Annotated in this window: 10 protein-coding genes and 1 pseudogene; 10 read left to right on the forward strand and 1 reads right to left on the reverse strand. The window is 43.6% G+C overall.

Features of this window, described 5'->3' with window-relative positions; genetic code table 11:
- Positions 1-111: 111 nt before the first annotated feature.
- Positions 112-459, forward strand: a pseudogene (locus tag AAC854_RS05970) (IS1 family transposase); the annotation flags it as partial.
- A 36-nt stretch (positions 460-495) separates the two neighbouring features.
- Positions 496-2,523: a putative mucin/carbohydrate-binding domain-containing protein gene (locus AAC854_RS05975; protein WP_340616351.1), complete on the forward strand. Its 2,028-nt coding sequence runs from the start codon at positions 496-498 to the stop codon at positions 2,521-2,523.
- 173 nt (positions 2,524-2,696) lie between these two features.
- On the opposite strand, the gene xseA is transcribed toward AAC854_RS05975, so the two are convergent.
- Positions 2,697-4,058, reverse strand: a complete 1,362-nt coding sequence (xseA, locus tag AAC854_RS05980; RefSeq protein ID WP_340616311.1) for an exodeoxyribonuclease VII large subunit — start codon at positions 4,056-4,058, stop codon at positions 2,697-2,699.
- 173 nt (positions 4,059-4,231) lie between these two features.
- On the opposite strand from xseA, the gene guaB reads away from it, so the two are divergent.
- The 8 genes from guaB (at position 4,232) to uhpB (ending at position 14,381) form a co-directional block, all read left to right on the forward strand.
- Complete coding sequence (guaB, locus tag AAC854_RS05985; RefSeq protein WP_340616312.1) at positions 4,232-5,698, forward strand: IMP dehydrogenase; 1,467 nt, start codon at positions 4,232-4,234, stop codon at positions 5,696-5,698.
- 78 nt (positions 5,699-5,776) lie between these two features.
- Positions 5,777-7,354, forward strand: coding sequence for a glutamine-hydrolyzing GMP synthase (gene guaA / locus AAC854_RS05990; protein ID WP_340616313.1), 1,578 nt, complete (start codon positions 5,777-5,779; stop codon positions 7,352-7,354).
- 162 nt (positions 7,355-7,516) lie between these two features.
- Entirely contained in the window at positions 7,517-8,014 is a 498-nt protein-coding gene (locus AAC854_RS05995) for a hypothetical protein (protein WP_340616314.1), read from the forward strand.
- Between the two features lie 497 nt (positions 8,015-8,511).
- Positions 8,512-9,552 carry a DUF3472 domain-containing protein gene (locus AAC854_RS06000; RefSeq protein WP_340616315.1) on the forward strand — a complete coding sequence of 347 codons (1,041 nt, stop codon included), beginning with the start codon at positions 8,512-8,514 and terminating at the stop codon, positions 9,550-9,552.
- Between the two features lie 246 nt (positions 9,553-9,798).
- Complete coding sequence (locus AAC854_RS06005) at positions 9,799-10,425, forward strand: hypothetical protein (protein WP_340616316.1); 627 nt, start codon at positions 9,799-9,801, stop codon at positions 10,423-10,425.
- Positions 10,426-10,731: 306 nt separating this feature from the next.
- Positions 10,732-12,108, forward strand: coding sequence for a hexose-6-phosphate:phosphate antiporter (gene uhpT / locus AAC854_RS06010; RefSeq protein WP_273549048.1), 1,377 nt, complete (start codon positions 10,732-10,734; stop codon positions 12,106-12,108).
- Positions 12,109-12,249: 141 nt separating this feature from the next.
- Entirely contained in the window at positions 12,250-12,858 is a 609-nt protein-coding gene (gene uhpA / locus AAC854_RS06015; RefSeq protein WP_340616352.1) for a response regulator transcription factor UhpA, read from the forward strand.
- Positions 12,858-14,381: a signal transduction histidine-protein kinase/phosphatase UhpB gene (uhpB, locus tag AAC854_RS06020; RefSeq protein WP_340616317.1), complete on the forward strand. Its 1,524-nt coding sequence runs from the start codon at positions 12,858-12,860 to the stop codon at positions 14,379-14,381. Before uhpA ends, uhpB begins: the two co-directional genes overlap by 1 nt.
- Positions 14,382-14,388 lie beyond the last annotated feature (7 nt).

Raw genomic sequence — 14,388 nt, forward strand, 5'->3', positions numbered from 1 at the left:
TTTCATGGGTGAAAAAGTTACCTGACTGGCAGGATCAAGCAACAGGGAAATGCGGATCAAGCGATAAACATCACATTTTTGTGTCAATGGGGGACTGGTGAAGGGTTACGCAAGAAGAATCAGCGCTGGCTCTGGTACGCCTGGGAACCCCGTATGAAACGGATAGTGGCGCATGTGTTTGGTGATCGCAGCAGGAAAACGCTGGAAAAATTACTGGCGTTTCTGTCCCCTTTTAATATCCGGTTTTACTGTACAGATGATTATGCCGTTTACGATAGCCTTCCTGAAGGAAAACACCTCACCGGAAAGAAATTTACCCAACGTATCGAGAGAACCAATCTCACCCTCCGTATCCGCCTAAAAAGGCTGAATCGAAAAACGATAGGTTATTCCAAATCCGAAAAGATACACGATAAAGTGATAGGAACGTTCATTGAAACAGAATACTACTTTTTCTAAACGATCTAACTATTGGGTTCATGACCCTATAATGCGCTGGCAGGCGTTTCATTTGAGGCTGAAAACGATTCGGATCGCAATATTAAAAACCGCTACTTTATGAGGGCCGATAAAAGCAGCCTTGGCGGCGCTTTCGCTTATTACAGCTCCGGCTGGACGGCGCAAACCGGCGGCTCAGTCAGCAGTTGCTGGCTGACGCCGAAAGATGATAACTGGGGCAGTCTGCATGAAATTGCCCACGGTTATGAGGGCCCCTTTACGGGGGATAAATACTTTTCTACTGGGGAAGTGTGGAACAATATTTATGCCGCCTGTTATCAGGACGTGATGTTAGGTGAGCGCAAATATAAAGAAGGCTGGCTGTATAATTACGGCAATATGGCGAAGGTCGAGAAGGAAATCGTCGATCTGATTGCTCAGGCCACCCCGCTCAATCAATGGGATCTGCTCTATAAGTTGTATTTCGTTGTATTGATGGTGGATAAGGCGGGAAAGAATGCCTTCACGCATTTCAATCAGCAGTACCGCGCAAACTGTAATACACCAGGTTTTGTACTTTACGAACATGCGTTGCTTGATATGTTGTCCGAAAGCTTTGCGATGGTTAGTGAGCGGGTGGACGTAACGCCATTCGTTCAACTGACCGGCGGCTACGTGACCCAAACACAGCGGGATCGTAACGCGTTCAGCCATGCCAAAGCGGTGTACCCGCTGTATCAATTGGTCAATGCACAGCAGTTGGATGAAGTGAAAACGCAGTTGAAGTTGGATTCCACCTTACGATTGGTCGATGCCTCACAGCTGAAAGTCAGCGGCCTGAAAGGCAATGTCACCCTTAATTTTACTATTGATGATTTTGCGCAGATTTATGGCGAGGATCTGATCCTGCTAGAGGGGGCGCGCTACGCCTATAAAACGCAGATCAACAGTCCGACGATGGTATTGAGTGAGCTGCCGATTGGCGTTTACACACTGCGTCTACCCACCGGCAAAGATCGCAAATATCAGCTAACGTCAGGTTATCTGGTGGTGAAGCAGGGGGATAGTGCGGTAGAACTCCACTTTGTCAAAAAGGTCTCTTCATCGATCATCTCACAGAAGATCAACCTGCTGGGATTGGGCGGTGCCGTTTTCGCCACTCTGGTGGCCGATTATGCCCAGGGTAAGCTGGTGATTGACGTCACCAACACCACTCCGCACGTCTATTTCCCTAACGTCACCTATGCCAAAATTTTCGTGCGCGATCCGCAAGGCGCGGTGGTGTTCAGCAAGGACATTCACGGCACCCAGGCGAGCCTTAGTCATGACGAACTGCCTTTTACTGCGGGCTACCAAATTGAAATTTATCATGCAGAGCCGAGTCTGGTGCGGGTGAATCCGGACTATCCAAACATTATTGACAATAAAAACAAAACCAACCTATTGACGCTCACCAACAGCGGGCTGAGAAATGAAGCGCTTCAGGGTGATCCGGAGCAGGCGTTGCTGATGCGGTTGAAGGGGGCTGCGGAACGTTTGCGCAGCTATCCTCAGGCCTATTACGCACCGTTCTCGTCTTTCAAAGACGACATTTATCTGGCTATCAATATCTTTGGCAGTCCGCAGCGTGAGCAGTTGTTGGTAACCTATCAGGATTGCATTCCCGCCGACAACACCCGTCCGGGCGATAATCAGGGCAATGCCTTCACTCTGGCCTATAAGGGGTTTAGCGATCGTCAGTTCCTGACCGGCGTCGTCGATCTGGTGAAGAAAACCCTGACGGTGAAGATTGAAGCAGGGATTGCGCATTCTTACTTCCCAGGAGTTTACGCTTCGATCGGTTACGAGGATGCGGACGGCAACAGCCTGTACCGTTATGAGGTCATCGGCAACCAAACACAGCAGGTTCGCTCGGTAGTGTTGCCTATCTCCGGTTACGGCGGCGAGGTGATCCGTCTGTACCATGAAGAGCCGGATGATCGTTTAATCATCACCAACGATATGCGGCAGGTTCGGTTGGCCGAAAAGGGAAAACAGCAGACTTACCGCACCACATCAGTGGGACTGGAGAGAATTACTGATTAATAAGGGCCCGTGCGGCGGCAGAGGTCACCGCACTACGGGGAGCTGCTTCCCCGACATACATTTTTAGTGCACTTAACGATGAAATTTCTGTCTTTGAGAAGAATGCAGATTACTTCCGTGGAGGGGGGTTTTTAACAAATCCCCCCTAATTAGTCCCATATAACCGTACTAATTTAATTTTTCTCTTGCTTACTTTTTGTAACCTGTATCACCTGACTCTCAACCCAACCATCCTGCAATCGTGTTTTCACCATATCACCCGCTTTTACCTGCTTAACTTGTTTCAGCAACTTTCCATCCGGTGCTTCACTGATGCTGTAACCACGGCTTAATGTTGCTAACGGGCTTACGGCTTCCATTCGTGAACAGGAGATAGCAAACTTTTCCCGACAACGTCCTAACTGCCGCTCAATGGCCTGTTGCAAACGAAAATCAAGCTGTTGGATCGATTGATTATAATGGCGAATTTTCCGTTCGGGATTGGTTTGTAACAGCCTCTGGCTCAACTTCTCGTATGAAATTGAATTTTGTTTCAGGCAACGTAATAAACTATCAATCAACTTTTGGCGCAATTCAGCCAAATGATTTTGTTGCCGTGCCAGGCGCAAATCAGGGCGTTGTTGTTGAAGCCGATGGGACAACACATTAAACACGCGTTGTTTTTGGGCAAAGAAATAATCCATCGCCATTTCAAGGCGTTGTTGTAAGGATTGAACTTGCCTCAATAACTCTATCTGATTGCGGCTAACCAGTTCTGCTGCCGCAGAAGGGGTAGGAGCGCGTAAATCAGCAACAAAATCCGCAATTGTCACATCCGTTTCGTGCCCGACAGCACTAACAATGGGAATACGGCTTTGGAATATCGCACGTGCAACTTGCTCATCATTGAAGCACCACAAATCTTCTAGTGACCCTCCGCCACGTCCGACAATCAGAACATCACATTCTTGTCGCGCATTTGCCAGTTCGATTGCGCGAATAATTTGTAATGGCGCTTCAGCTCCCTGCACTGCGGTGGGATAAATAACGATGGGCAAGGAAGGATCGCGCCGTTTCAGTATATTCAGAATGTCGTGCAATGCAGCGCCACTTGCCGAGGTGATGACACCGAGTCGCTTTGCCGGTGAGGGCAGGGGTTTTTTATGGATCGGATCAAATAGGCCTTCTGCGGTGAGTTTTTGCTTCAACATTTCAAATTGTTGTTGCAGCAACCCGTCTCCGGCAGGCTGAATACTTTCGACAATCAGTTGATAGTCGCCCCGAGGTTCGTACAGCGTGATTTGTGCCCGTACCAGCACTTGCTGACCATTTTGTGGACGAAATGCTGCCCTCAGATTACTGCTTCGGAACATGGCGGCACGAATTTGTGCCCGTTCATCTTTTAATGTGAAATACCAATGTCCTGACGATGGCTGAGAAAAATTGGATATTTCGGCAGATAGCCAAATTCTGCCCATTTCCAGCTCCAATAGCTGACGAACCGTCTGATTCAGACGGCTAACAGAAAAAATTCCGGTATTGGTTGGTAGTGACATGTGAGCTAGATCAAATTTTAAAACAAGGACTTAATTGAACGATATTAATCTCCTTATCTGACTAATCAAGAATTTTTTTCAAAAAATGCTGGAGGCAACCGATTTCGGCCTGTATAATGCCGCGGCAATATTTTATCCCTCTTATTGCTCCATAGCCTGGTGAGATATTGCCCATGTTACGTATTAAAAAAGAAGCATTAACTTTTGACGATGTTTTGTTGGTTCCTGCCCATTCTACAGTCCTGCCAAACACAGCAGATCTGTCCACCCAATTAACTTCTACCATTCGCCTGAACGTTCCTATGCTTTCCGCTGCTATGGATACCGTGACGGAATCTTCACTGGCAATTGCACTGGCACAGGAAGGGGGCATTGGCTTCATTCATAAAAATATGTCAATCGAGCGTCAAGCCGAAGAAGTCAGCCGCGTGAAGAAACACGAAAGCGGTGTTGTTACCGACCCTGTTACTGTAACGCCACAAACGACTCTGCGTGAAGTCCATGAATTGACTGAACGTAATGGTTTCGCTGGTTATCCGGTGGTCACCGAAGAGAATGAATTGGTGGGTATTATTACTGGTCGTGATGTCCGTTTCGTTACCGATTTGGATCAGCCGGTAACTGCGGTGATGACGCCGAAAGAGCGCCTCGTGACAGTAAAAGAAGGCGAAGCCCGTGAAGTCGTTTTGCAGAAAATGCACGAACAACGTGTTGAGAAAGCGTTGGTTGTTGATGATAACTTCCACCTGCTCGGCATGATTACGGTGAAAGATTTCCAGAAAGCAGAGCGTAAGCCAAACGCATGTAAAGATGAGCAGGGTCGTTTGCGTGTTGGTGCTGCGGTTGGTGCAGGTGCCGGTAATGAAGAACGTGTTGACGCATTGGTCGCAGCGGGTGTAGATGTGCTGCTTATCGACTCTTCACACGGTCATTCCGAAGGTGTTTTACAGCGTATTCGTGAGACCCGCACTAAATACCCTGATCTACAAATTATCGGCGGTAACGTAGCAACCGGAGAAGGCGCTAAAGCGCTGATGGAAGCGGGTGTGAATGCGGTTAAAGTAGGTATCGGCCCTGGCTCTATTTGTACGACTCGTATCGTAACGGGTGTGGGTGTTCCTCAAATCACTGCAATTGCAGATGCAGTTGAAGCATTGGAAGGTACTGGTATTCCTGTTATTGCAGACGGTGGTATCCGTTTCTCTGGCGACATCGCCAAAGCGATTGCGGCAGGTGCATCGTGTGTGATGGTCGGATCAATGCTGGCTGGTACAGAAGAATCTCCGGGTGAAATCGAACTTTATCAAGGCCGTTCATTCAAATCCTACCGCGGTATGGGTTCTTTGGGCGCGATGTCTAAAGGCTCTTCTGACCGTTACTTCCAGACTGATAACGCAGCAGACAAACTTGTGCCGGAAGGTATCGAAGGCCGCGTGGCTTATAAAGGTCTGCTGAAAAGTATCGTTCACCAGCAAATGGGTGGCCTGCGTTCCTGTATGGGCCTGACTGGCTGTGCAACCATTAATGAACTGAGAACTAAAGCAGAATTTGTTCGTATCAGTGGTGCAGGTATTCAGGAAAGCCACGTTCATGACGTGACGATTACCAAAGAATCACCAAACTATCGTTTAGGTCTGTAATCTATTTAGGGTGGCCCGTAATCGGGCCACTGACTTTTTAAATTTTTAATTGCCACTTGTTTTTGGAATTCACCTCAAATGACAACTAATATCCATCAGCATCGTATTCTGATCCTTGATTTTGGCTCGCAATACACTCAGCTTATTGCACGCCGCATTCGTGAAATTGGTGTTTATTGTGAACTTTGGACATGGAATGTCACTGAAGAGCAAATCCGTGAATTTAACCCGAATGGTATTATCCTTTCTGGTGGACCGGAGAGCACAACTGAGCACAATAGCCCACGTGCGCCGGAATATGTTTTCAATGCAGGTGTGCCAGTATTGGGTATCTGTTATGGCATGCAAACCATGTCCAAGCAGTTGGGTGGTCAGGTTTCCAACTCTGATGAGCGTGAATTTGGTTATGCTCAGGTTGAAATTAAGCAGGATTGTGAACTATTCCGCGATATTCAAGATGCACTGAGTGAAGCCGGTAAACCTCTGTTGGATGTATGGATGAGCCATGGCGACAAAGTGACTGCTATTCCGGCTGATTTCAAGACTATTGCCAGCACTGATACTTGCCCGTTTGCTATCATGGCCAATGATGAAAAACGTTTTTATGGTGTGCAATTCCACCCAGAAGTGACTCACACTCATCAGGGGCTGAATATCCTGAAACGCTTCGTACTGGATATCTGTCAAAGTGAAGCGCTGTGGACACCGGCTTCTATCATTGATGATATCGTAGAACGTCTGCGCGCGCAGATTGGTGATGATCAGGTTATTCTGGCTCTGTCTGGCGGTGTGGATTCTTCCGTAACAGCACTGTTGCTGAACCGTGCAATTGGTAAGCAACTGACGTGTGTTTTCGTAGACAACGGCTTGCTGCGCTTGAACGAAGCAGATCAAGTTATGGAAATGTTCGAAGGGAAATTTGACCTGAACATCATTCATGTTAAAGCAGAAGATCGCTTCTTGTCTGCGTTGACGGGAATTAATGATCCAGAAGCCAAACGTAAAACCATTGGCCACGTCTTTATTGATGTGTTTGATGAAGAAGCTTCGAAACAAAGTCAAGTTAAGTGGCTGGCTCAGGGCACGATTTACCCGGACGTTATCGAATCTGCGGCATCTGCAACGGGCAATGCCCATGTGATTAAGTCTCACCACAACGTGGGTGGCTTGCCGGAAGATATGAAGCTGGGTCTGGTTGAACCATTAAAAGAGCTGTTCAAAGACGAAGTTCGCCGTATCGGTCTGGAATTGGGGCTGCCATATGAGATGTTATATCGTCATCCATTCCCGGGCCCGGGCCTTGGTGTTCGTGTATTAGGTGAAGTGAAGAAAGAATACTGTGACTTACTGCGCCGTGCTGATGCTATCTTTATTGAAGAGCTGCATAAAGCCGATCTGTACCATAAAGTGAGTCAGGCATTTACCGTATTCCTGCCAGTCCGTTCTGTAGGCGTTATGGGCGATGGTCGTAAATACGACTGGGTTGTTTCCCTGCGTGCGGTAGAAACCATTGACTTTATGACTGCTCACTGGGCACATTTGCCATATGATTTCCTGGGGCGTGTATCGAACAGGATCATCAATGAAGTCGCAGGTATTTCGCGTGTGGTCTATGATATTAGCGGTAAGCCACCAGCGACGATTGAATGGGAATGATTTAACGTCTCCCCAAGCCTCACCAAATTATCATGATTTTCTAATTAAGGCCCTGATTTCAGGGCTTTTTTGTCTCTGCGTTCCACCAATTTCCCTACATTCGCTAACGTAAGTAAGTCATCTATAATTTAATCTTTATCAATGCTAAATAAGGAAACTTTCATGGCTATGCTGAAAGAGAGACAGCTTATGATTATTCGTGCTATGAATGATCAAAATCGCTTAATGCAACCTATTAGTGAAGAGAAATTACAGTTCCTTGGGAATACACTTGGATGGGATCAACTAGCTGACGATATAAACTATTTAATAAAAATTGGGCTGGTTAATCATGATGCAATCCTTTTTGATATTGATGGTGGTTATGATTTTAATCCAGAAGCAATGATGCTTACTTCTGCTGGCGTTGATTACGTTAATACGGACATAATAGGTAATGAAATCAATACGGTTACCATCAATATCCATAAAAATACACCGGAACAGATTGAAACAATAATTAATGCTGCGAACTTGTCTGATTCTGAAAAGAAAATCCTTTTACAGTTAGTGAAAGAGAAAGGTACAGAGTTTGTGGTTGGTAAGTGCGTAGATACCTTATTTACTCATACTGATCTGGCTGCTGCTGTGCTTTCAAAGATAGTAAAAAGGGCTTTTTGATTCTCGTTGATAAGCCGGAAAAACCGGCTTAAACCCTCGCAATCTTTTCTATAAAAAAATACAACGTGGCTTCGCATTATATCTGCATGTGATTTTTTTAGGTATTTAGTGGTTAAAATAAATGTTATTATAATTATGGGTTTGGGTAAAAAAATAAGATCACGAATAACTATAATTATGGTTTTTCAACTGAGAAAAATAATACGAATTTCTGCTGGTGTACTATGCTTAGATAATAAATAGAGTGAATCAGAGTTAGTTCCTGCCGACTGGAGTATACGCCTTTAATATATTAATGTTATTCTATCTGGATGAAATAAAATAACCATTTTTTAAAAAAGCACTTTAATGAATTATGGATTTTTTTTCTGGCTAATAAATGAATGGCATTTAACAGTTTATTGTTTTATGTCATTACATCCAGTAATGGATTTTATATTTAAATCCATTTGTTATTTTATTTACTTTGTGATTTTTCAACTAACAGGAGAATTATTATGAAAAAAGTATTCATATCCATATTATGGAAATTAATGTTTTTAGTGAGTGTCACGAGTTACTCTGTTACTGCGGTGGGATTAGTTTGGATTACTAATACTTGGCCACCATCGAGTGAGTTCGATAAATTATCTTTTTTTCAGCAAATTAATAATGATGGTGGTGAAAATTCCCATTACTATTGGGCAAACCAATTCTCTTTTAAAGGAAATGGAGGAGGATATATGGGATTACAAACTAGAGGTGTAGGATCTGGAGGTGTAGGAATTCGAGGCATTAACTATTCAATATGGACTGCCACTGGTTGGGAAGGTAGCAATTGTGGTTCTTTTGACGGTGGCGAGGGTAAAGGTGTCCAGTGTCAGACTGAAATGTCATGGAAAACCGGGCATACATATCAATTAGATGTGAGTAAGAATGGAAATATAGTGACGGGCACAGTCACTGATTTAATGGATGGAACATCAATAGAGATTGGAAAAATTATAGTTCCTGCTAATTTTGGTAAACTGATTGGGTCTTCTGGTTTTGTGGAAGAATACGGTGGTCAGGTACGAGGATCGTGTTATGCCCTGGGAGCCCAGTCTTCGGTATTTCGCAATCCATTAGGGGATAGTACTATTGTAGCCAAACAAAGTACTGACCAAAGTAATAACGCTCATGGTATTTGTGGCGATGCTTATGTCGTTCATGCAGCATGCAATGACACTGAATGCCTGAATACAGTAAGTAACTTGGGTTGGATTGCTTCTCCTGACGTTCCTCAAGTCCCGATTACAAACGGACAAACCATAACTCAGAAAGAGATTGCCCAACTATTGGATTCACAAGGTTTAGTCGCAATAAGATTATTTGATGGGAAATTGGCTCCTGATATTTATTTCCCTGATGCGGTAAATTATGATTGGAAGTCAATTTTTATAGATCATCGGGCTGGGCAGACTACATTGCTGCACTTTAACAATAAAGAACAACGTGTAGAAAAGGGTCAGCAAATTATGTTTATGTCTAAGGGAGGTTTATGGGAAGTAGTAAAATAAAGTTAATTAAATTGAAGAGCATACCAAAAGTCGCCTGTTAATTTGGGTGGCTTTTGGGTATTCAAGGTTACGAAAGATTTTAAGTAAATGAATTTAATTATATTAATGCAGTCTTTTTCATTAAATTGATAAAATACGTAGTGTAATATGGATGAATAGATTAAAGTTAGTTGCTATCGGCTATGCTTTTTTATTCAATTTATATTATTTACCATTTCGTTCAGCACGTTGCAAAAAGGAATAATTATGACTAAACAGCAACCTATCTCCATCTGGCGTTATCTATTATCGCGTGATGCAATAATGACTATTATTATACCGATAATGCTTTATAACATTGCGTTTCGGTTTGGTGGTGTTGGTATTGCTTTGTTGCTAACAGGTTTATACTCACTTGTTCTCAAATTTATTAGCAAAACCAAAGGTTCTTTAATTGTTGTTGCGTTGATTCTCGTATCAGGTATGAGTCATTATCTTTATATTCATGGGAATACGCTATTTGCTATCAAGCAAGAAGACGTATTTCTTTCTATTAGTGGGGCTATTTCCACGATAATCATATTTTGTTTTTATTCATTATTGGGTAGGCCAGTTGTGCAAACATTGGCAGAACAAGCTATGCCGGGATTGAAAACCATTGCTGCTTACGGTACGCCACTTTATGCCAGAGTGTGGCATGAAGTTTCTATGGTTTGGATCTTGGTGTTTTTGTTGAAAGCGACAGGGCTTTATGTGCTTTCAGGTAAAGGCGAATTATCTATTAATAGTCTCGTTTTTCTATGCGGCTCTCCGTTAACGTTGTTGATGATACTGTTCAGTTTCTATTGGCCCAGATATCGTTGGAAGTCAAAAAGAGCAACCGATCCAACTTAAAAAAACAGTTTGGTGAGACTCATACGATAGGTATCGATACTCTGGGCGAACCCGCATGGCGATGGCCTGATAAAATTGAGTATAAAAGGAGTGTGATTCTTTTCACGCTTTACGTCCGAATAGCACAAAACTAAGAAATATTCCTAAATCAACTAAGACCACAGCTCAAGCCAATTTGTTTCTAGTTCCTTAAACTGCCAAGTAATAACAATACCAACGAAAATTTTCGCTTCTTGCGATTTGCCTTTTTTATTTCCACCTGCATCAAAAAAGGCTCTTCTTCTCGTGGTTATCCAAGGAATTAAAATGCTTAAAATTCTAGAACAAATTCGTAAGCCAACACTGGATCTTCCAGTGGAAGTACGCCGCAAAATGTGGTTCAAGCCCTTTATGCAGTCGTACCTGGTGGTTTTTATTGGCTATATGGCCATGTATCTGGTGCGTAAAAACTTTAACATCGCCCAAAATGATATGATCTCGACTTACGGCTTGTCGATGACGCAATTGGGGTTAATAGGGTTAGGGTTTTCTATTACCTATGGGATCGGCAAAACGGTTGTTGCCTACTATGCGGACGGTAAAAATACCAAACAATTCTTGCCATTCATGCTGATTCTATCTGGCCTTGCCATGTTGGGTTTCAGTATGAGTATGGGTAATTCTGGCGTCAGCATTTTCCTGATGGTGGCATTTTATGCGTTGAGTGGTTTTTTCCAAAGCATCGGGGGACCTGCCAGCTATTCCACGATTACAAAATGGACTCCCCGCAATAAACGCGGAAGTTATCTTGGCTTGTGGAATATGTCACATAACGTAGGCGGGGCCGGGGCGGCTGGAGTTGCACTCTTTGGTGCCAATTATTTTTTCAATGGTCATGTAATAGGAATGTTTGTTTTTCCTTCTATTATTGCACTGATTATTGGCTTTATTGGATTGCGTTATGGTAGCGATTCTCCGGAAAGTTATGGATTGGGTAAAGTAGAAGAACTATTTGGTGAAACTGTCAGCGAAGAAGATATTGCGGCAGAAGAAAACCAAATGACTAAAAGAGAGATCTTTGTTGAATATGTCCTAAAGAACAAAGTGATTTGGTTACTCTGTTTTGCCAATATTTTCCTTTATATCGTGCGTATTGGTATTGACCAATGGTCAACGGTGTATGCGTATCAGGAATTGGGGCAATCAAAAGAAACTGCCATCACGGGTTTCACCATGTTCGAAATAGGCGCGTTGGTCGGTACGCTAATGTGGGGATATCTCTCAGATTTAGCAAATGGTCGTCGCGCTCTGGTTGCTTGTTTTTCGTTAGGTTTAATCATTGTCTGCCTTGAATTCTATCAAAATGCAACCAGTGAGTTCATGTATTTGGGTTCCCTGTTTGTACTCGGCTTTCTGGTATTTGGCCCACAATTGTTGATAGGTGTAGCGGCTGTTGGTTTTGTACCGAAAAAAGCAATCAGTGTTGCTGATGGTGTTAAAGGAACATTTGCTTACTTAATTGGTGACAGCTTTGCCAAACTCGGTTTGGGTATGATTGCTGATGGTGTGCCTGTCTTTGGTTTGACCGGTTGGAAAGGAACGTTTGTTGCCCTGGATGCCTCAGCCTTTGTCTGCCTTAGCCTGCTTATTTTTGTGGCAATTGCGGAAGAAAGAAAAATACGAAAAAGTAAGAAAGCGCAGTAACCCATTCTGAAAAAATGTGTCGATGCTGCTGTATTTCTACAGTAGCATCTTCTCTCCACCTTTTACCAAATGCATCATTTATTGCTAAGGCATACCAAGAAAGGTAGTTTAGTTTGATTCTTAATTTGATAATAAATAATGATGATTAAAGTAGCGTTAGTTGATGATCATATTGTTGTTCGTTCAGGGTTCGCCCAATTACTGAATCTCGAATCTGATATTGAGGTGGTAGGGGAATTCAGTTCTTGTGCTGAAGCCAGACAAGGGTTGCCGGGCTCAGGAGCAACAATCTGTATTCTGGATATTTCGATGAAAGATGAAAGTGGGCTGTCACTGCTGCAAGATCTTCCTTCGGGTATTGCCTGTATTATGTTGAGTGTTCATGATTCTGCCACTATGGTGGAAAATGCCTTGAAGGCGGGGGCACGTAGTTATCTCAGCAAACGTTGTAGCCCGGATGAATTAGTTCAGGCAGTACGCACTACGGCAAATAATGGTTGTTATCTTACACCGGATATCGTGCTCAAATTGACCTCATCAAAAAGCAATCCGACTTCATTGGAACATCTGACTAAACGGGAACGACAAGTAGGAGAAATGTTGGCCCGTGGTATGGATGTCAAGGCGGTGGCGGCGGAACTGGGGTTGAGCCATAAAACCGTGCATGTTCATCGCGCTAATGCGATGAGTAAGTTAGGGGTAACAAATAACGTTGGTTTAGCTAATTATTTTGCCACTAGTGATTTTTAATGCCTCGATATCTGATTAACTCACTCTGCGGTTGGCTGCTGTTTTCTTGTTGGTGGTTCTGTTTATGGGTAATCGCCTACTATTTTGTCAATGACTCAGAACTGGCTATCTTATTTTTTCCTTTTTCCTTGCGTCTCGGTATCGTGCTGCATACTCCCAAACATTATTGGCCGACGGTTTATGGTGCAGAATGGGTGCTGACCGTTTGTTTGACGCTTTTAATGGGGCAACTGCAATGGCTGACAGTATTAACCGCCAGCATAGCCAGTCTCCCGGTTGTTTGGTTTGCCAGCCGTTATTATTTCGGTCGTCAATGGCAGCGATTCGCTGTCATGATCAGTGTGATCCTGATAACTTCTCTCATTAATGTTGTGGCAATAAGTAATCATAGCTCTGCCTTGATTATTGCATTTTTGGTGAGCTTAACGGGTGGCGTCATGTTGATTCCTCTGTGTTATTTGGTATGGCACTATTTATTCCAAAAAGTTTGGTTTCCGTTGACCGCCAATCTGGTATCACATCGGCTTCAGTTTCGCATGAGTCACATTTCTCTGTGTATTTTATTGTTTATACTGAATATTTTCTTGCAGGTGGGGCTACCGAATGAATTGCGCTACTTTGCCCCATTTTGTTTAGCCATCCTGATTATCTTTCTGGCTTTTCGTTATGGCTGGCAAGGTGCTGTACTCGGTACCTTATTGAACAGCATTGCATTGATTGCTGCGCGTAGTGGCGTTTCAAGTATGGAGATCACAGATCTGCTGTTATCGCTTTTGGTGCAAACGTTAACGGGTATTATGTTAGGGATGGCGGTTCAGCGTCAGCGTGACCTTAATGTGCAGTTAAAGCGTCAACTGCATCGCAATCACAGCTTATCCCGTCAATTGGTAAAAGCAGAAGAATCGGTGAGGCGAGAAATTGCACGTGAATTGCATGATGAAATTGGTCAGAATATTACCGCTATTCGTACACAGGCCAATATTATCCAACGTGTCGAAGTCGCACCAATTAGTTTTAACTGCGCTAAAACTATCGAATCATTATCTCTCAATGTTTATGATACGACTAAGGGACTGCTTAGTCGGTTGCGTCCTAAAATTATTGATGATCTTGGCCTGAAAGAAGCCATTGAACAATTATTGCGGGATATGGAGTTTGAATCCCATGATATATTGGTGGAAACTCACTGGGAAGCGGATTCTGCGGTGGCCATTGAGCAACTGAGTGATACAACCAAGATCACATTATATCGTCTTTGTCAGGAAGCACTGAATAATGCCCTGAAATATTCTCAGGCCAATCATATTGAACTGCATTTTTCTGTCAGGGAAAAGATTAAGCTGCTGATCAGGGATAACGGTATTGGCTGTAAGGCCGAAGACCATATGAAAGGATTTGGTTTACGTGGTATGCGGGAACGTGTGCAGGCACTGGGTGGAACGTTCTCAATTTATAGTGAAAAACGACAGGATGGTCTGGCACGTTCGGGGACAGATTTGTCAATCATTTTTCCTAAACTTTAAGATACAG

Origin of the sequence: Xenorhabdus entomophaga (assembly GCF_037996725.1) — a bacterium.
Taxonomy (GTDB): domain Bacteria; phylum Pseudomonadota; class Gammaproteobacteria; order Enterobacterales; family Enterobacteriaceae; genus Xenorhabdus; species Xenorhabdus khoisanae.